Genomic DNA, 17,467 nt, shown 5'->3' on the forward strand with positions numbered 1-17,467 from the left:
GTCCCTGTGCATTAAATTGAGTGGTGTTACTGACTTGCGCAAGCAAACACCGCCTTGGCCTGCTGTTACTTGCTTATGTGTTGCTGTGATAACGGCTGCGATAGTAGGCATCCACCGCTAGTTCCAAGCGTCTTGTGGCGCGAGGAGTTTCAGTGCGAAGGCGCTGGCAAAACTGCTTTAAGGTTTCGTTTGGCGCGCGCTGCCTTCCCCTTAGTCGCCAATAACTTAGCTGCATTCTCAGTCGCAACAATGGTAGATCGGGTACACGCCACTGCCAAGGGCGAACGAACAGCAACAAGGTGAGGGCGCCAGCGGTAGATAGCAGGCCCAAGCTTAATGCCAGCAAGCTGTCTAAACTAAACCGGCGCTGCAACTCATCGAGCAGCCGGTTTTGTCGATTGCTATCAAAGTTAACTACCCACTGCGCCCACAGATAGTCGGCACGTTCGAGCAAGGAGCGCAGTGCCAACAGCTGTTGGCTGTACCACAGGCGGCTACCGAGCGGCGACAGCGCGCGCCATTGTGTGGCTAGCTCAGCACTTTGCTGCAGGCCCAGTTGCACTCGCTTGGGCGCGATCCAGCCTGTTGGATCGATCTGCTGCCATTTGCCTTCCACCCATATCTCAGCCCAGGCGTGAGCGTCGTAGTCACGTACGGTGATCACCGTACGCTGGGTGTTCCACTCGCCACCAAGATAGCCAGCAACCATCCGAGCCGGATAGCCCATGCTGCGGGCCAGCACCACCACCGCCTGCGCGTAGTGCACGCAAAATCCTAGTTGGCCCTCGAACAGGAAATCGCCCAAGCCTTGGCTACCCGGATAGACGGGCGGATTCAGGGTGTAGCCAAAGGGCGCTTGTAAGAACCAGTCGCGCATGGCAGCTAAGGGTTGAGGGGCTGCGGCGAACTGTTCGGCAAGGCTAAGTATTCGTTGCTCGGTGTTCGCGGGAAGGGTGCTTAGCCGGCGTAACAGGCTTGGCGCGAGTGTCTCATCTGGCGCATCGCTTAGCCAAACAAACGATGCCTGACTGCGTTGGTTAATGTTGGCTCGGCGTTGCCAGCTGTTGTCGCGGGTCAGCCTAAGTGCACCTTGCGATACCACACTGGGCCAAAGGCTCGGTGCCCACACGCCATCGCTGGGCTGATAGATAATCGAGTAGGGCACACCGCCTGCAGTCCAGCTAATCTCGCCCGATGTGCGTAATAGCTTAGCGTGAGTGCTGCGCGACCAACTTTCCCCGTCGAACTGGTCGAGCACTAAGGCGCGCCAATAGAACTGTTGTAAACTTGATTGCGGGGTATCAAAGGTTGCGCGAAAGGCTAAGCGGTCGGAGCGGATAAGTTGGCTGATATCCCCGGGCCGCACTTGCTCGGATAATCCGGTAGTGGCTGATTGCAGCGTTGGCATTTGCCACAATGGGCCAAGCCGTGGCAACACTACAAACAACACCGCGGTTAGCGGCAGGGCTGAGCCGCTCCACAGTGCAAGCCTGCGTAGCAGCGGCAATGATAAGGGCACATCAATGCTAAGCAGTAACAGCAGATGCAGCAGCAGGCTGATGCACGCTAGCACTGCGTAGATAATCGCGACATTAAGCAGCAGGGCTAGGGCAGCTAGAATCCAGCCACATAGGACAAACGCTTGCAAGTCGCGGCGCTGGCGCAGCTCGATAAGCTTTAGGCAGTAGCCAAGCAGCACTACATTGACAGCGATCTCGAATTGCCCCTGCTGCCAACTGCTGGCGATAGTTAAAAGCGCCATGGCTAGCGTGATCAGTAGCTTGAGCCAACGCGAACAATCCGGCGCGCGCCCTTGGCTTAAGCGCCAGCGCCACAGGCCAAGCACGCCTCCCGTTGCTAACAGCCACAACGGCGCCACCGACCAAAGCAGTAGGCTTGTGGCGAAAAAACACTGCAGAAAAAGCAGAGATTGTGCCTTGCCAAGGGGTAAGTATGTCAATATAGCCTTGTGCTGGTCACGCGTTTGCGGGGTAGGCTTGAAGGGGCTCATCGCGGCGCCCTCGCCAGCATCTCTAATGCCGCCTGCTTATGGGCTTCGCCTTCACCCATTGGGAGCTGTTGGCCTGCAACGCTGAGCGAGAAACGCTGTCCTTGTTGGCTAAGTTGCAACACCCAGTGGCACAACACCCGATAACGAAGCTCTCGCTCAAGCTGCTGTAAACTCGCTTCGTCCAGTACGAGTGCTTGCGAATGGTAGGATTCGAAGCTCTTGCGCTGAAGGCCGCGCCCGGCCGCTAAGGCCTTCCATGAGAGCAAGCTTAAGCGCTCACCTGAGCGGTAGGGAACAAGTCCGGCGAACTCGTCTTGCAGGGTATGACTTTGGGTAGTGTGGTTTGTAGCTTCTTGCTCACCGCCGCGTGGGCAGGGGTAACCGGGCTCTGGCGTCGGCGCTACGAAACTCTCGCAGTCTAAATCGAGCCAGGTCCAGCATCGAAACAGCCCAAAGGGGAAGCTGCTGTAGAGCTTTAGCCTGGGCAGTGGAAATACTCCTCGTTGGTCGAGGGTGTAACTGAGGCTGGCATGATCGCCGTCCAACAGCCAATGCTGGTCGCTAAGCTCGTTAATTGAGCCCTCCAGCGCCAAACCACGCAGGCTAGCGGGTTTGTGAATCTGCAGCTCCAACACCAATGTGTCGCAAGCAAGCCCAAGAGGGCGTGCTTTGCGCGTGACTTGCAGCCCCGACAGGTTGAGGTGACATAGGTGCAAGGTTACCACCCAGAGCACCAGCAGAAACAGCGCCATCAGTAGCACTAAGTTGTTTTGGTAGTTGGTCGACAGCAAGTACAGCACCAGCACCCCAATCAGGTAGCAGCTGCCAAAACCGGTGGGCAAAATAAACAGGTTGCGCCGTCCCAGCTGGGTGGACGCCTCAGGAGGAAGCCTGCGTCTTAACCAGCGCTCGCGGTCAAACAGGCGGCGCTTGCTATTCGAGATCATTGTAGGGGGCCACACCGTCTAGCAGTTGGCTGGCGAACTGCACACCTTGCTCTCCGCGTCCTAGCCGATGGGCGCTTACTGCCACAAATACCGCTTGTAAGTCTTCTGGTTCGACGTGTTGACGGTGATGGATAAATGCCCAGGCGCGGGCGCACGCCAGCAGTGTTTTTGAGCAGCGCGGAGAGAGCGGGCGGGCATGCTCAAGTGTGCGACTGGCATGGATAAGCCGGAGCAGGTAGCCGAGCAGGGCATCGCTCGCATGCACTTGCTGGCTCTGTGCTTGCAGTTGCGGTAGTTGTTCAACCACTAATGGGCTATCTGAGCGAGCCGCGTGATTGCTTTGCTTGAGCATCTGCAGCTCGCTATCGGCATCGGGAAAGCCGATGCTAAGGCGCATCGCAAAGCGATCCAGTTGCGATTCGGGCAGCTCGAAGGTACCCAGTTGCTCGTGGGGGTTTTGGGTTGCAATAACAAAGAAGGGGCTGGGCAGTGTGTGGTTTACACCATCCACGCTGACCTGGCCTTCTTCCATGGCCTCCAGCAATGCACTTTGGGTGCGAGGGCTGGCGCGATTGAGCTCGTCGGCCAAAATCAGCTGATGGAATAGCGGACCGGGGTGAAAGTGGAAGGCTTGTTCATTCTGCTCGAAAATCGACACCCCAATAATGTCGGCGGGCAACAGGTCGCTGGTGAACTGGATCCGCTGGAAGCTCATGCCAAAGCTACTACCGAGCCACTTGGCCAAGCTGGTCTTGCCCACGCCGGGCAAGTCTTCCAATAGCAAATGCCCACCGGCCAGCAAGCAGGCCATAGCCTGCTTGATCACCGCGGACTTGCCCAGTAGTTGGCTTTGTAGCTGGCTATAAACAGTCTGAAGCTCTGGGTGAAGTGATTCCGTTGTGGCTGTGTTTAATCCAAACGCCCCCACAGCACCTCCTTTGTGATAGGGAATAGTAAAAACTTAGCCTACTCCGAGGAGAGGTGGCGGGTTTCTAAGCTAAAAGTGCTGAAAGCAGAGGTAGTTAAAACAGTGTCTTGAGGAAAAGTCGAGACATTGGCGCGATGAATAGTCGTCGACAGCTCTGTGGTCTAAATAGTGCCAGTAATGGTGTGAGCAGTGAGGGCGGAGTAAGGGGAAGGCATTCGCCTTCCCACATGTATTATGGCGTATCACGCCAGTTCAACTCTTCCAGAGTGATAATGTCAGGGTGATTCATCATCTCATTGGCGTGCTCGTTCGCAACGATAGACATGTGGGTATAGGTACCGTCGCCGTTGTACCAACTGTGCCAGCTCATCCAGAAAGACACCGCGGGATAATCGCTGGGTAAGCGAGTTACATATTGCATGTTGTCAAACTCACCTTGAGCGCCCTCGACAGCAGTATGATAGCCAGCCAGCTCTGTCATCGCCAAAGGCTTGTTGAATGTTAAATAGTCGAGGTAATCGGGAATATCCAGCTCGTTGTTATAGGTGGTTGGCCCAACTATATCTACAACGTCATCGCCGGGGTAATCACTCATCACCGGTCTGTCAACATGCCAACGACCAATGGGGGCATAAACCCATAGCAGGTTGCTGAGCTGTTTGTCTTCTGTGAAGTAGCGATAGAGTTCTCGAAAGACTGGTTTATACACTGACTCAGAGTCAGTGCCCTGTGCCCCCCACCAAAACCAGAAACCGTTTAACTCCTGCATAGGGCGCCACAGCACAGTAACGCCAGCATCTTGCAGTTCTTTGAGCGCTGTCGCGACGTTATCGACCTGAGCCATCCATATGTCGTATACCTCAGAGTCTGGATCGAACAGCGCCGTCATATCTACATCGCCGGTATACTTGTTTTGGCTGAGATCCCAAGGGTTCATTGGCACCCAGGTGAGCATTATCAAGCCCCCTTGGTTCCAATGATCGATGAGCACCTGATTACCGATAGATAGCTCCTCTTGGGTGTACCAATCGTCGTGCCCGTAGTCGAGTCCCAGAACCGCAGGCCATTGGCCGGTCGCTTCATAAAGCCTTTCCACGTTTTGAGCAAAGCCCATGATGTTTTCGTCATCAACAATCTGGTTGCCGTGACCAGCTTGCTGACCAGCTAATACGCCTTCTCGGGTATTCGTCGACAAATCCGCTAAATACGCGAGAATACGAGCGGCGTCATCATTGGCATTGGGGTTTGAAGGGGTGTCATCGATAGTGCTGCGATCCAGGGTAAGACTAACGTGATTGCTTGGCGAAGTATCGCTACTCGACGAGCCACATCCCGATACAACGATGGTTAAAGCCAAACTAACACCTAACGAAAAAATCCTTTTCTTCAACATGGTACCTCCTAGTTTAGTTAATGATTAAATTAACAAAAAGGCGGTCCTCTGACTAGAAATAAACATGTTAAGTAGTTCACTGACTGATTGGATACGGGCAGTTACGGAGACATCAAAAGAAAGCCCTGCAAACGATAGCTGTTAGATGCTAGCGAAGCGAGAATAGGCTAGGGGGACAGCAGCGCAAATGCTATTATCTCGCACCTAAGTCGAGCATACGCAGATATGCCGCAGTAATAACGGGAGTAGGCGATTGGTAACAGTAGAACAGCGAGATGGCATGCAACTGCGCATTGCGCACGTGCAAAGCGAGAGCAAACAGGGTGAGCTGGAGATCTTTCTGTTTGTGCCCGGCGAGCTGGAACTAAGCCCAAAGCTGTTATCTGAAGATGAGTTTTACCACGCCGCCATCCACAGCAAGCGCACCTACTATAGCGACAAGAACCAGCTCCCCTTGGTACATAGCCGCTTGGCATCGCGCGGCAAGCTACCGCCTGAGCAGTACCGACTGAGCCTGAGTCTGTATGCCTATCAATATGTTATCGCGTTAGAGAAAACCGCCCACCGCCTGCTTAAGCATCCCTTTGTGCTGCAAAAGCGCGATAACCAAGAGCATGACGACATGCTGGACGAGGCCTATCAAGCCAATGAGTTCTGGGATTTGGTGAGCGAGCAGCGCGAGCTGGCCGAGAGTATTCTGCGCAAACTGCGCCGCAACAAGCCCAGCGACGCGCACTTGCTTAAGTATTTCGAAAACATCGACAACTACTTATCGTGGTTTACCGAGCAACGCTGCCTGTCGTTGGTGGCGCACCTACCACGTGGCGGCATGTATGGCGATACCAAAGAGCAACTGCTGGCCACCGTTAATGCCGAAGCTGAGTATCGCAAGGCCCGTGAGTACAACTCGCGCCATGCTATGAAGGATATGACCCGGCTATCGAATAAGATGCGCCTGCTGCGCCGCTTGATTGAGTACCCGGTCACCTTGCGCGAAAAGACGCTCGACCTCAGCCTAAACACCAAGAAATGGGTAAAGGCCGGCGCCACCGCCTTTGTGATGCTGTTTGTCTCTTATATGGTGCTACAAGCGCGCTCTTATCTGGATGGGGTGACCTTGCTGCTGGTGGTGACGCTATCGGGCATTTATGCGCTACGCGAAGTGTTTAAGGATGATGTGACCAATGCGCTGTGGCGGGTGATCAACAAAGGTAGGCCGAAGTGGCGTAAAACCTACCTCGATGGCACCTCAGGCAAGCCGCTCGGCAGAAAGCTCGAATGGTTGGAATATCTAAGCTTTCGCAAGCTTGATCGCGATATCCAGAAGGCCCGCCGCGGCAAGGTCTCGCAAAAAGAAGAAGTGGTGCTGCGCTACAAAAGTCGCGCCAACCTCAGTAGCACCCGTTTTCTCAGTGGCTACGAGAAAACCCGCGAGTCCATGCTGCTAGATCTTCGGGTATTCTCCCGGCTTATGGAAAAAGGCTCTCAGCGGGTGTATCGACTCAAAGAAGGCAAGGTACTCAAAGAGTCGGTAGAGAAACGCCACCTTATCAACCTGATCATTCGCAGTACCGACGACGATGATCAGCCGGTGATCCAGCGCTGGAAGGTGGTGATGACCCGCTCCAAGATTGTCGAGATTGAAATGATAGCGTAACAGCCATCAAGTATGTAATAATCCACGCGCGCATGCTCTCTATAAGCTATTGATATGTAAAGTTAATATCTAAAATTCAGCTAAGCAATGTAGCGCCATTTGGGCATGCTTGATTCATCGAACAAACTCAAGGAATACTCGCGTGGAAGCACCCAATTCTTCTCACTCTCCCAATCTCTCAACACCCGCTTCACCACAAGCAATCAACCCAACAAAAATGTATTCGCCTAACCAAATCGGTGCGGCCTCCGCACTGGGTGGCCCAGTAGCGGTTATCTATTTTCTGATGGCGAACTTTGCGATGCTGAAGAACGAAGCACTCAAAAAGGAGACCTTGGTGATCGGTTTGATTGCCATCGTGGCCATGTGGGTGTTTTTGCCCCTGCTGCCGGATAGTTTCCCGAGTTCGGCGTTTACCGCTTGCTACGTCGTGATTGGTCGAATGATGGCTGAGCGCCATCAAATGACCAAACAGGCGATTATCGACTCACCTAACCATGTATTTCATTCAAACTGGCGTGTATTTGGTCTGAGCCTGGTGTGCCTGCTGGGCTCCGTGGTTGTTCTGTTGGCACCATTTTTTGTGCTGGACATGCTCGGTTTCTAAACGCAGCCCTAGGCTCAGTTCAAGAGCCTGTAGCCAAGCTAGCTTCTCCAAATCGGCCATTTAGTCGAATTAATAAGCGAACGGTTCGTCTTACGGTGAACCTGCCAGTGCTTGTGTGTATCATCGGCGCACTTTTTCAAGTGCGCCACAGAGCGCACGACTATTGGAGCCAAAATGCGGTTAAAAGACTTAAAGAAAATGGGACTGGCCTTGGTATTACCCGGCCTGCTAAGTGGTTGTGTTGGCAGTAACGTGCTAACCGGCATGCTGCTGGAGAAAAACGTTGAAGCGGTAGATAACCGCTATGCCCGCGGCGGCTTGAATATTGCGCTTTCGCCAGTCTATGCCTTCACCCTAATGGGCGATGCAATGGTGCTAAACAGCATCGAGTTCTGGACCGGCACTCACCCGATTACCGGCAGCCCCCATGTATTCGACAGCGATGTCGACACCTGGCTGGAAGTGAATGATATGGTTGATGAGCCGCTGCGCAGTGCGCCATTGCCGCCTTTGTCGTTGGCTGAGTAGGACGCTGAGATTGGGCTTAAAGGTGTGTGGGCATGCCTTTAAGCTTCTTTGGGTTTATTTGAGTGAGCGTTGACAGGGGGAATCATATCAACGCTAAGCTAACGTGCCCCAAACGATGACATAAAACTTTCACGCAGTGAAATGCCATGCGCTTGGGGTCACTGTTGAGCGCATTGTTATGCAGTTAGCTCTCTATAGCGCTTTGCAATGCGATTAACAAAATACTCGCTTCTAGCATAAGTCAATAATGGTACTAGCTCTGGTTTGACTGTGTGCCAAAGAATTCGGCCTGTAGAAAGCAAATCTACTTTTTCCTTAGTTAAAACCCAAGGTATAACTTTTATATGTCGTTCAGAACACCACATAATGACTCTCTCTGCGACCATTATACCTCCACCGCCACCTTCAAACGCCATCTCTCCTTTACGAGAAACGAACCACTCTCCAGTTTTTCTGCACTCAACAACCAACGTAATCAGGTGATAGTGAGTTGTAGGAGAGTCTTCCACAACTGCATGTACCACTGGCTTCTGAACGTATGCCAGTATGTCCTTGAAGCCATTTTTAATGTGGAAGGTTTGAAATATTTTGGGGGAGTCCTCTACTTGAGGATTCGTCTCTGGTGACTCTACTTCGTTATTCTCTGGCTCCTCATAGTTTAACTTTTTACTTCCCCAAATTCCTTCAAGAGCTTTCGTTGCGAGGTTCCCTGCAATACCAGTGAGCACTCCTCCTAAAAAATCAAACATCTACGCCTCCATTCGTTTGAACAATCGTTTAGTTACAACTGGTACAAATCATAAGTTCGATGAAGTAAAACAAACTGCATAACGCATAGCTAAGTCGAAGTTAACGAACACAATACCTAAGCAAAGCCACGTAGTCACTTAACTCAACCGAACCAAAAAATGCCGAGCGTTAGCTATCGACTTAAGCGATTTGTTAGGGCTAAATCTCAATCGTGATGACGAACTGTTAAACCCAACGTAGCATCCAGCGTTGCAATTAAATTGTTGGTAATGTAAGACAGAGAGATTAATGGTAGAAAAAATATTGTCATATTTTCACTATTCGCCATTTTTAAAGCCACAAGTACAATCCCAACCAAACAAATTGCTATTAGAATCAGCAACCCCGCCCCTTTTGCTTTAAGAGATAACTCATCTTTCTTTGCTGTAACCTCGACATTAAGTTCTTGTTCTTTCGTCTCATCACTCATGAGTACCTCGATCTATCCATTTACATTTCTAGCCCTAACAGATAATTAGACTCCCTCCGCTCCCTGCTACGCTTCATGTGAAGGTTAATGAGTTAGGAGTCAAATAATGATTGATACTACCGTCTATGGTGTGGGTTTAGCAAAGCATGTCATTCAACTTTGTGCTGTCGCTAACCAACAGGAACTGTCGAATGTTGAGGTGAAACCGCGTGAGTTTGGCTCTTGGCTGGAGAGTTCAAGTCCTTTGAAGGTGTTGTATGACGCATGCGCTGTGTTCAATAACCGACGTGAAAGATAACAGCCTGCGTCCAGAGCAACTAACTAGCTACTGCTATTAACGAGCCCCGCTCCAATACACTCCTTGTGCTCCAAAAACATATCAATAAAGCTACGCACCTTGGAAGACATATGCTTCCGGTTCGGGTACACCAAATACACATCCACATCGCCATTCGAGTAGTCCTTTAAAACCTCCACCAGCCTGCCGTTGCTCAGCTCATCGCCAAGGTTAAACTCCGGCATACGCATAATGCCTTGACCTGCGATACATAGCTCAACCTCTAACTGCGAGCTATTAGTTGCCACAAAACTGTGGAGAGCCAGCTCGGTCTGTTGGCCATCGGGGCCGGTGAAGCGCCACTGGTTGTAGTTGGGCAGATTGCTATAGCAGATAAGCTTATGATTGCGCAGATCATCCGGGGTTTGCGGCGTACCAAAGCGCGCTAGATAGGCTGGCGACGCTACCATGACAGCGCGGAAGGTGGCGAACTTGCGGCTGATCAGGCTGGAGTCGTCCAATGCCGTGGTGGCGCGGATGGCTAAATCGAAGCCATCGGCAATCAGGTCGACCTTTTTGTCATTCAGTTCAATATCGAAGCTGACTCTGGGGTAGCGCTGGTTAAAATGCTCTAAGAACCTCGGCAGAGTGTTAATGCCTAAGCTGGTGGGGCAGCTTATTCGTAGCACGCCAGAGGGGCTGGCCTGTTGGCCCTGCATAGCACGCTCCAGCGCTGCGGCATCGTCTACCAGTTGTTCGGCTTGGGCGTAGTAGAGCTGCCCTTCGGCGGTGAGGTTTAACGAACGGGTGCTGCGCTGCAATAGCCGTACTCCCAAGCGCTCTTCCAGTTTGGTCAGCTCTTTGCTGATGTACGAAGTGGAGTGTTCAAGCTTTTGCGCGGCCTTGGTAAAACTGCCTTGTTTGACCAATTCAGTGAAGATCACCATGCCATCGAACAATTGGCTATTCATCGTCGTCCTTGCCTATCGATAAGCGAAAATTGAGGCATTCACCGCTTATTGCGAGTCATATGGAAATAATCCTTACACATTTGCCCCATTAATCAAATCTGAAAAGGGAATTATAGTGTTTACAAGTTAAACACATGGTGTCGCCGTCTCGGCAAACTCACTAAGGATGAATCATGAAACTACTGGTATTTGCAGCATCTAACAGCGCCCAATCGATCAACCGTCAGCTGGCGACCTATGCAGCGACCTTTGTAGAAGGCGCAGAGATAGAAGTGCTCGACATCAATGATTACGAGATGCCCTTGTACAGCAGTGACCGCGAAGCGGCTGGCGGAGTACCCGCATTAGCGCAGGCCTTCTTCGACAAAATCGGTAGCGCCGATGCCCTGATTGTCGCCTTCGCCGAACACAACGGCAGCTATACCGCAGCTTACAAAAACTTGTTTGACTGGACCTCACGCATTGATATGAAGGTATATCAGGGTAAGCCAGCGGTATACCTTGCAACCTCGCCGGGTCCGGGCGGCGCGCAATCGGTACTGGGTGCGGCAGTCACCAGCGCTCCATACTTTGCCGCCGAGGTGAAGGGCTCGCTCTCAATCCCAAGCTTTTACGATAACTTCGACCTGGCCGAGCAGCGGTTGACGAACTCCGAGTTGCAGGCGCAGTTACGTGAAACGGTGGCAAGCTTAACTACCGAAACCGCCAAGGCTTAGTTTCCAGGGCTTAGTTGTCAAGAATCGTTAACCGCCGATAACCTTTAACCGCACTCAAACCATCCCCGAACGTCTACAAGGCAGCACTAGTTCCCTTGTAGACGTTCAGCGAACTGTGGTTGGTGCGCGCGCACCCAGTCGAGAAAGCACTGCGACTTACTGGGCAGGTATTCGCGGCTTGAGTAAACCAGATACAGGGTATTGTCTTGGGCTAGCGCATCAGGGTGCAGCGAGACAAGCTGCTTTGACTGCAGCGCTTGCGCCACCACAAAATGGGGCAATAAGGCCACGCCAACGCCCTGTATTGCCATATTCAGGCTGATCTCGAAATCATCACTTCTTACCGCGTAGCGGTTTTGGCTCTGCGGGCTAACCGACGGTGCAGTTACTTGATTGATGACTGACTTAAGCGGCCAGTTAAATAGCGCACCATCGATATGATTGAGCACCCGTGGCAGCGATAACACACCCTCAAGTGAGTCAGCGTCTTTGTGCTTTGCTATCAACTCTGGCGACGCCACCAGATGGTAGCGCACACTGCCCACCGGCATGGCTATAAGCGATGAGTCTTGCAGGGGACCTGCGCGAAAGGCGAAGTCGAGATGTTGCGACACCAGGTTCTCCCGGCGATTATTCACATGCAGATCTAACTGGATCCCCGGGTAGGTGTGGGCAAAGTCTGCTAATTGCGGGGCGAGCACGTGCTGGGCAAAGCTGCGCGAGGCAGAGATCTGTAGGGTGCCTTGGGGCTGACGCTGCAAGGCGTCGATGGTTTCACCTAGCTGGTGGATGGTCTCTTCCACCAGCCGGGCTTGCGGCAATATTGCTTCACCTAGCTCGGTTAACGACAGCGAGCGGGTGGTGCGCTGCATTAGCTTGCCGCCGAGTTGTTGTTCTAGCGCGGCAATACGCCTGCTCAGGGTGGTTGTTGGCATATCTAGCTGGCGGGCGGCTTCTGCATAGCTTCCCATCCTTACCACCTTGGAGAATAGGGGGAGGGCATCTATTTCTTTCATAAGCTGTTGTTGGTACCTCGCGGTAAACCGGTTGCTAGCTATGAGCACTGTCCCATATACGGGATAGTAAAGCCCGCATGTGTTATCTAATCAAGCTAATTGGGATGCTCTAGACTGCTTCTTATCGTATGCAAACACTGATACACGCGTAGCGTAAGGAGCAAACATGACTATTTTGGTGCTTGGTGCAACAGGTAACACCGGTTCATTGGTGGTAGCGGGCTTGAAACAGAAAGGGGCCACATTTAGAGCCTTGGTGCGCAACGAGGCGAAGGCACAGCAACTGGGCCTGAGCGACGAGCAAACTGCGATTGGCGATTTCGATAATCTAGACAATCTCGAACAGGCGATGAAAGGGGTAGAGCGGGTTTATCTGTCTATGCCGGTATCACCGCATAACCAGCGCTGGGTAGAGAACGTGATTGCGGCGGCTAAAGCCAGCGGCGTGGCGCATATCGTTAAGCTATCGGGCATGCACGCAAGTAAAGATGCGGGCTCAGAGGTTATTCGCACTCATGCGCTGACCGATGAATTGCTAAAAACATCTGGGCTTGCCTATACCCTGATCCAACCTAACTCGTTCTATCAGAACCTCTATGGCGCGTTGCCAACCATCCAAACCAACGGTGAGTTCTACTTGCCGCTGGCAGACGCAGCCCAAAGTGTGGTGGATATTCGTGATGTGGCCGATGTGGTGGTTGCCTCGCTTACCGAAGAGGGGCATGCAGGCCAGACCTACGTGTTAACCGGCCCAGAAGCCTTAAGCTTCGATGAGCAAGCAGCGCGGATTAGCGCGCTAGCAAACAAACCGGTTAACTACGTAGCGGTTCCGCGTGAAGCGGCAGAACAAGCGATGGCCGGCGCGGGGATGGATGCTTGGCTGGCTGCTGCGCTGGCAGAGATTATGGCGTGGTTTGGCACCGGACGTTATACCGAGGTGACTGGAGATGTCGAAAAGGTGTTGGGGCGTGCGCCTCGCCACTTTGATGACTTTGCTGGCGAGTTTGTGAAAGCCATCTAGCATCTGGAATGTGCTTGAGCTGGCTTTGCTGGTCAGCTCAAGCTAAGCCACGTTACAAGATAGGTGACAACAGGGCGAGGTTAGTCACCAGATTGCGTACCCCGTGGGCGTGGTCCTCATCAAAAGGATTCCCCTCGCACCAATGGCCAACGCTATCTGCGTCGACTTTCAGCACTTTTGGTCTCACATTCCAGGTCACCTGAAAAGGTGAGCCCTGCTCGTTGTAGCCCGGGCCAGTGGTTGAACCGGCATACTGTACTGCACCCTTGCCGGACTCGGGTAGGTGCAGCGCCTGATATAACTCGTTGGTTTTGCCGATTTCGGTAAGGTGGGTGAAACTTGCCGCGTCATGATCGCTCACTAGTACCATCACCACCGCCTCAACCCGCAGTTGCGGGTTCTTAATCGATGGGCTCATACATGCTCCCAGCGTAGGGCCGGGCTCGACCTCGGCAGTGGAATACACATAGTGCAGTTCGATGGTATCGCCAGGTGCCAAGCTACCATGCTCACTGGGGCATATCGAATGATCGAGCTCTGCCAGCTCAAGGTCTTGTAACGTACCCGAGTAAACAAAACCGCTATGAAAGCCGCGTCCATCGCCATTGCCAGCATAGGTGCGATACTCGCCGCCGCGATGCTCAGCATTCATATGAAAGTGGATGTTACATAGATTCATCTGCTCAACATCGGGGGCTGAGGCGAATCGATGGCGATTCCTGCCATCAACTCTATCGATATCGCGCGGTGCTTGCGGGCCAAAGCCTTTTGTATGCGTCGCAAGTGATTGGCGCTGGCGAGCTATTTCGGCATCAGAGACTTCATGCTGCGCTGAGTCTGAAGCGTAGCTTTGGCCAAATCCTAAAAGTGCTGACAGTGTAAGGCCGACTAACTGTGTTTTCACGGTACTTCTCCTTAAGTATCACCCGCAATAAGACCACGCAGCCGCGTGACAACGCACCAAACAGACCCGCGGGTAAGCATCCGATTGGTACAATAGACGTGCTACAAAGTGTGACGAAGCTCAATAAAACTCGTTGTGAGTATTAAGTCAATAGCGTTGACTGCGAGGTTGTGTGAATACTGGGAGTAAATCTGCTTTAGCTGATTTATATCAAAAACACGTGAGTAAAATGAATCGCTTGGGCAGCGAAAACAGAGGCGGCGGTCTGCAGTGAATCAATCGCCAGCAGACCGCTTAGGGCTTAACGCGTGAACGGATTCATCCGTTTCTCTTCGCCAATGGTCGACATTGGGCCGTGACCGGGAATAAATTGGTAGTCATCTTCCAAGCTGTACAACTGTTCGTTGATCGCTTTGATCAAGGTGGGGTGATCACCCTGCGGGAAGTCGGTTCGGCCGATGGAGCGCTTGAACAGCACATCGCCGACTATGGCCAGCTTAGCGGCATGATCAATAAACACTACGTGGCCCGGCGTGTGCCCCGGGGTGTGGCGCACTTCCAGCTCCATTTCACCAATGGTCACTACTTCGCCATGCTCTAGCCATTGGCTAGGGGCAAAGCTCTCCACCCGTGGGAAGCCAAACATCTGGCTTTGCATAGGCAGCTGGCTTAGCCAAAAATCATCGGCTTGCTGCGGGCCGACAATCGGCGCGGCAAAGCGCTGGGCGATAATCTCGGTAGCGCCAACATGGTCAAGGTGGCCATGGGTAAGCAAGATCTTCTCAACCTCAACGCCAAGTTCTTCAACGGCGTCTTGCAAGTCTTTCGGGTCGCCGCCGGGGTCGACAATGGCGGCTTTTTTAGTTTGTTCACACCAAATGATGCTGGCGTTCTGGGCAAAAGGAGTAACTGGAATAATTCGGTAGGCCATAACAACACTCTTTTTTCGGTAAGCGCTTAGTTTAACCAGCATGGCGGTTAGGGCAAGCTTTTGCGCCCCGCAGTAGCCAATATGAACTAAATTGTCATTAAGTGTGGGCGGTAGACTCCGCTACGAAAATAGACTGACAAGGATAGTTATATGTACAAGGTTACTCCACTCGCTCGTAGGCGTGATTGTCGATTTCTCGTTTGCTGTGTTTGCCTGATGTTGGTGACTCTGCTTTCGGGCTGTAGCTTTTTGGTGCGCCATCCACCCGAGAGCAACTCTGTTTCAAGCAGCTTAATGAGTTATCTTTATCCAGATGAGAATGGAGGGCACAACAAAACGCCGCAAACCGTGGTGTTGAGGCCTCCGGTCAATGTTGCTATAGCGATGGTTCCACCGGTCAATGAGGGGCACCGGGGGATGTCCAGCGAGCTGCAGCAGACCCTGCTAGAAAAGATTCGTGACCAATTTTCTGATCGTGAGTACGTTGGCCGTATTGAAGTGCTCACTGATACCTATTTAGAAGGGGGGCAAGGTTTTGACCGCTTACGACAACTGGCGCGAATGTATGATGTAGAAATATTCGCTCTGGTTTCCTACGACCAATTACAACAGTCAAAAGAGAACTCTGCTGCGTTCTTGTACTGGACGATTGTTGGCATGTATGTGGTCCCGGCAAATAGTAACTCCATCAACACCTTTGTCGATACAGCAGTGTTTGATGTATCCGGCGAAACACTTTTACTGAGGGCTCCGGGTACACATCGCGCTGAGGCGCTCAGTTCTGCTGTTAACGTAGAAGAGAGCATCACTAAACACGCTGCATTGAGCTTCGATTACGCGGTAGACGATATGATTGTCAACTTAAGTGACCAACTGGGTCGCTTTGAGACGCAATTAAAAGATGATGCTGTAAACACAACCAATAAAAGAATAGTGGTTGAACACAAGAAGGGTTACTCAGGAAGCGCCGGTGCGGCCGGTATGCTTGCTGTGCTGCTGGTTTTGTTATTACTTATTCGTGTGTACCGCAGCAGGCCCGGGGCCAACAACTAAGGCAGTTACTGCAAACGTAGTATTTAGTGAAGAAGCTAGGTAAAATTTGCGAATTTTGTGCCAGTGTGACTTTGGCATAACGACTTTGATTCACGGGTTTTACATGGCTTCTCTGCACTACTACTACTCTTCCATGAACGCGGGTAAATCCAGCCACCTGCTTCAGGCAAACTTTAACTACATCGAACGTCATATGAGCACCTATTTGTTCACGGCGGCCATCGATGACCGTATCCAAAAGGGCATTATTTCCTCGCGCATCGGTTTAAGTGCGCCGGCGCATCCTTTCGATAACGGCTTAAACCTGTTTGAGGTAGTGAAAGAGGTGATTGCTGAGCAGGGCAAGCGACTAGATTGCATCTTGGTGGACGAGTCTCAGTTTCTCAGCAAAGAGCAGGTGGAGCAGCTTTGCCAAGTGGTCGACGAGCTGAATATCCCGGTACTGGCCTATGGTCTGCGTACCGACTTCCTTGGCGAACTGTTCGAGGGAAGCCGTTGGCTGTTGGCTTGGGCTGAGCGCATCGAAGAGATCAAAGGTGTGTGTTTTTGTGGCCGCAAGGCAACCATGGTGGCGCGGGTTGACGCAGAAGGCCGTGCTATGAGCGCTGGCGCCCAAACCGAGATTGGCGGGGAGGACCGTTATGTATCGGTGTGCCGTAAGCATCACCGCTTGGCGGTAGCTGGTGAGTTACTGCTCAAACGTAACTTGGCAGCGGATGCGGTGAGCTCTATTCAGGCGCAGCAGCTTGGCGACTAGTACCAAGTTGGTTGCTCTTCTCAAGCAAAAGCTCGGGTTCTCCGAGCTTTTGTCGTTTTAGGCTTCTTAAAGCGGCTTAGTTTTCGTAGAGCGACTTACTCTTCATAAAGCTCTAAGGGCAAGCCGTCGGGATCGGCAAAGAAGGTAAAACGCTTGTCGGTGAGCTCATCGACTCTGATTGGCTCCACCTCAATGCCTTGTGTGGTGAGCTTGCTCACCACATCATCAATATTCGTTACGCTAAACGCCAAATGGCGCAGGCCACAGGCTTCAGGATGACTAAGGCGCGCTGGTGGGTTGGCAAAGCTAAACAGCTCAACGCGGCTGCCATTGGGCAGGGCTAAATCTAACTTGTAGGAATCGCGATGTTCGCGGTAATACTCGGAGATGATGGTAAGACCGAGTACTTCGCTGTAGAAGTGTTTAGAACGCTGATAATCAGAGCAGATAAGTGCAGTGTGGTGGATGGCGTTTAGCATGTCGTTCCTTGATTAGAGAGATAGCCAAAGTCTGCCTTGAACAGGGCCCTAC

General features: G+C 52.2%; 19 protein-coding genes. 8 read left to right on the forward strand and 11 right to left on the reverse strand.

Annotated elements, in window-relative coordinates:
* Positions 1–73 precede the first annotated feature (73 nt).
* The 4 genes from G461_RS0122165 to G461_RS0122180 form a co-directional block, all read right to left on the reverse strand.
* Positions 74–2,011 carry a transglutaminase TgpA family protein gene (locus G461_RS0122165; protein WP_026973499.1) on the reverse strand — a complete coding sequence of 646 codons (1,938 nt, stop codon included), beginning with the start codon at positions 2,009–2,011 and terminating at the stop codon, positions 74–76.
* Complete coding sequence (locus tag G461_RS25195; RefSeq protein WP_051333765.1) at positions 2,008–2,958, reverse strand: DUF58 domain-containing protein; 951 nt, start codon at positions 2,956–2,958, stop codon at positions 2,008–2,010. Before G461_RS25195 ends, G461_RS0122165 begins: the two co-directional genes overlap by 4 nt.
* Positions 2,945–3,886, reverse strand: a complete 942-nt coding sequence (locus G461_RS25200; RefSeq protein WP_425393855.1) for an AAA family ATPase — start codon at positions 3,884–3,886, stop codon at positions 2,945–2,947. The genes G461_RS25195 and G461_RS25200 overlap by 14 nt, the downstream gene beginning before the upstream one ends.
* A 232-nt stretch (positions 3,887–4,118) precedes the next feature.
* Positions 4,119–5,279 (reverse strand): glycosyl hydrolase, encoded by a 1,161-nt coding sequence (locus tag G461_RS0122180; protein WP_026973500.1) that lies wholly within the window; start codon positions 5,277–5,279, stop codon positions 4,119–4,121.
* Between the two features lie 253 nt (positions 5,280–5,532).
* Here G461_RS0122180 and G461_RS0122185 point away from each other — a divergent pair, with 253 nt between their 5' ends.
* The 3 genes from G461_RS0122185 to G461_RS25210 all read left to right on the forward strand — a co-directional run bounded on the left by G461_RS0122185 (position 5,533) and on the right by G461_RS25210 (position 8,071).
* Positions 5,533–6,936, forward strand: coding sequence for a hypothetical protein (locus tag G461_RS0122185; RefSeq protein ID WP_026958979.1), 1,404 nt, complete (start codon positions 5,533–5,535; stop codon positions 6,934–6,936).
* 142 nt (positions 6,937–7,078) lie between these two features.
* Positions 7,079–7,543 carry a hypothetical protein gene (locus tag G461_RS25205; protein ID WP_157360403.1) on the forward strand — a complete coding sequence of 155 codons (465 nt, stop codon included), beginning with the start codon at positions 7,079–7,081 and terminating at the stop codon, positions 7,541–7,543.
* 174 nt (positions 7,544–7,717) lie between these two features.
* Positions 7,718–8,071, forward strand: a complete 354-nt coding sequence (locus tag G461_RS25210; protein ID WP_051333767.1) for a DUF3332 family protein — start codon at positions 7,718–7,720, stop codon at positions 8,069–8,071.
* A 176-nt stretch (positions 8,072–8,247) separates the two neighbouring features.
* Here the strand turns inward: G461_RS25210 and G461_RS0122200 are convergent, their stop codons facing one another.
* Positions 8,248–8,820 (reverse strand): hypothetical protein, encoded by a 573-nt coding sequence (locus G461_RS0122200; protein ID WP_026973501.1) that lies wholly within the window; start codon positions 8,818–8,820, stop codon positions 8,248–8,250.
* Between the two features lie 206 nt (positions 8,821–9,026).
* On the reverse strand, positions 9,027–9,290 hold the full coding sequence (locus G461_RS0122205) for a hypothetical protein (protein WP_026973502.1): 264 nt from the start codon (positions 9,288–9,290) through the stop codon (positions 9,027–9,029).
* A gap of 106 nt (positions 9,291–9,396) precedes the next feature.
* Between G461_RS0122205 and G461_RS0122210 the strand changes: the two genes are divergently transcribed.
* Entirely contained in the window at positions 9,397–9,588 is a 192-nt protein-coding gene (locus G461_RS0122210; protein ID WP_026973503.1) for a hypothetical protein, read from the forward strand.
* A gap of 23 nt (positions 9,589–9,611) precedes the next feature.
* On the opposite strand, the gene G461_RS0122215 is transcribed toward G461_RS0122210, so the two are convergent.
* Complete coding sequence (locus G461_RS0122215) at positions 9,612–10,538, reverse strand: LysR family transcriptional regulator (protein WP_026973504.1); 927 nt, start codon at positions 10,536–10,538, stop codon at positions 9,612–9,614.
* A 173-nt stretch (positions 10,539–10,711) separates the two neighbouring features.
* On the opposite strand from G461_RS0122215, the gene G461_RS0122220 reads away from it, so the two are divergent.
* Entirely contained in the window at positions 10,712–11,254 is a 543-nt protein-coding gene (locus tag G461_RS0122220) for an NADPH-dependent FMN reductase (RefSeq protein ID WP_026973505.1), read from the forward strand.
* An 86-nt stretch (positions 11,255–11,340) separates the two neighbouring features.
* Here the strand turns inward: G461_RS0122220 and G461_RS0122225 are convergent, their stop codons facing one another.
* A complete protein-coding gene (locus G461_RS0122225) occupies positions 11,341–12,270 on the reverse strand; it encodes a LysR family transcriptional regulator (RefSeq protein WP_026973506.1) in 930 nt (309 codons plus the stop codon).
* 166 nt (positions 12,271–12,436) lie between these two features.
* Between G461_RS0122225 and G461_RS0122230 the strand changes: the two genes are divergently transcribed.
* Positions 12,437–13,291: an SDR family oxidoreductase gene (locus G461_RS0122230; protein ID WP_026973507.1), complete on the forward strand. Its 855-nt coding sequence runs from the start codon at positions 12,437–12,439 to the stop codon at positions 13,289–13,291.
* 52 nt (positions 13,292–13,343) lie between these two features.
* Here the strand turns inward: G461_RS0122230 and G461_RS0122235 are convergent, their stop codons facing one another.
* Complete coding sequence (locus tag G461_RS0122235; RefSeq protein ID WP_026973508.1) at positions 13,344–14,195, reverse strand: delta-class carbonic anhydrase; 852 nt, start codon at positions 14,193–14,195, stop codon at positions 13,344–13,346.
* A gap of 301 nt (positions 14,196–14,496) precedes the next feature.
* Positions 14,497–15,126, reverse strand: a complete 630-nt coding sequence (locus tag G461_RS0122240; RefSeq protein ID WP_026973509.1) for an MBL fold metallo-hydrolase — start codon at positions 15,124–15,126, stop codon at positions 14,497–14,499.
* Between the two features lie 150 nt (positions 15,127–15,276).
* On the opposite strand from G461_RS0122240, the gene rhlP reads away from it, so the two are divergent.
* Together rhlP and G461_RS25215 are read left to right on the forward strand one after the other, a co-directional pair.
* The gene (gene rhlP, locus G461_RS0122245; protein ID WP_084429488.1) at positions 15,277–16,179 is read left to right on the forward strand and encodes a rhombotarget lipoprotein; all 903 of its coding nucleotides are present in this window, start codon (positions 15,277–15,279) and stop codon (positions 16,177–16,179) included.
* A 103-nt stretch (positions 16,180–16,282) separates the two neighbouring features.
* Positions 16,283–16,936 carry a thymidine kinase gene (locus tag G461_RS25215; RefSeq protein WP_051333771.1) on the forward strand — a complete coding sequence of 218 codons (654 nt, stop codon included), beginning with the start codon at positions 16,283–16,285 and terminating at the stop codon, positions 16,934–16,936.
* Positions 16,937–17,031: 95 nt separating this feature from the next.
* Here G461_RS25215 and gloA2 read toward each other — a convergent pair whose 3' ends face one another.
* Complete coding sequence (gene gloA2, locus G461_RS0122255) at positions 17,032–17,415, reverse strand: SMU1112c/YaeR family gloxylase I-like metalloprotein (RefSeq protein ID WP_026973511.1); 384 nt, start codon at positions 17,413–17,415, stop codon at positions 17,032–17,034.
* Between the last annotated feature and the right edge of the window lie 52 nt (positions 17,416–17,467).

Origin of the sequence: Aliagarivorans marinus DSM 23064, from assembly GCF_000429485.1 — a bacterium.
Taxonomy (GTDB): Bacteria; Pseudomonadota; Gammaproteobacteria; order Enterobacterales; family Celerinatantimonadaceae; genus Aliagarivorans; species Aliagarivorans marinus.

Excerpts from the sequence above, each read along its gene's own strand:
- G461_RS0122210 (WP_026973503.1), top strand. The coding sequence starts at position 9,397 with ATGATTGATACTACCGTCTATGGTGTGGGTTTAGCAAAGCATGTCATT.
- G461_RS25215 (WP_051333771.1), top strand. The coding sequence starts at position 16,283 with ATGGCTTCTCTGCACTACTACTACTCTTCCATGAACGCGGGTAAATCC.
- G461_RS0122200 (WP_026973501.1), bottom strand. The coding sequence starts at position 8,820 with ATGTTTGATTTTTTAGGAGGAGTGCTCACTGGTATTGCAGGGAACCTC.
- G461_RS0122240 (WP_026973509.1), bottom strand. The coding sequence starts at position 15,126 with ATGGCCTACCGAATTATTCCAGTTACTCCTTTTGCCCAGAACGCCAGC.
- G461_RS0122205 (WP_026973502.1), bottom strand. The coding sequence starts at position 9,290 with ATGAGTGATGAGACGAAAGAACAAGAACTTAATGTCGAGGTTACAGCA.
- G461_RS25195 (WP_051333765.1), bottom strand. The coding sequence starts at position 2,958 with ATGATCTCGAATAGCAAGCGCCGCCTGTTTGACCGCGAGCGCTGGTTA.
- G461_RS0122215 (WP_026973504.1), bottom strand. The coding sequence starts at position 10,538 with ATGAATAGCCAATTGTTCGATGGCATGGTGATCTTCACTGAATTGGTC.
- G461_RS0122230 (WP_026973507.1), top strand. The coding sequence starts at position 12,437 with ATGACTATTTTGGTGCTTGGTGCAACAGGTAACACCGGTTCATTGGTG.
- G461_RS0122165 (WP_026973499.1), bottom strand. The coding sequence starts at position 2,011 with ATGAGCCCCTTCAAGCCTACCCCGCAAACGCGTGACCAGCACAAGGCT.
- rhlP (WP_084429488.1), top strand. The coding sequence starts at position 15,277 with ATGTACAAGGTTACTCCACTCGCTCGTAGGCGTGATTGTCGATTTCTC.
- G461_RS0122225 (WP_026973506.1), bottom strand. The coding sequence starts at position 12,270 with ATGAAAGAAATAGATGCCCTCCCCCTATTCTCCAAGGTGGTAAGGATG.
- G461_RS0122180 (WP_026973500.1), bottom strand. The coding sequence starts at position 5,279 with ATGTTGAAGAAAAGGATTTTTTCGTTAGGTGTTAGTTTGGCTTTAACC.
- G461_RS0122220 (WP_026973505.1), top strand. The coding sequence starts at position 10,712 with ATGAAACTACTGGTATTTGCAGCATCTAACAGCGCCCAATCGATCAAC.
- gloA2 (WP_026973511.1), bottom strand. The coding sequence starts at position 17,415 with ATGCTAAACGCCATCCACCACACTGCACTTATCTGCTCTGATTATCAG.
- G461_RS25210 (WP_051333767.1), top strand. The coding sequence starts at position 7,718 with ATGCGGTTAAAAGACTTAAAGAAAATGGGACTGGCCTTGGTATTACCC.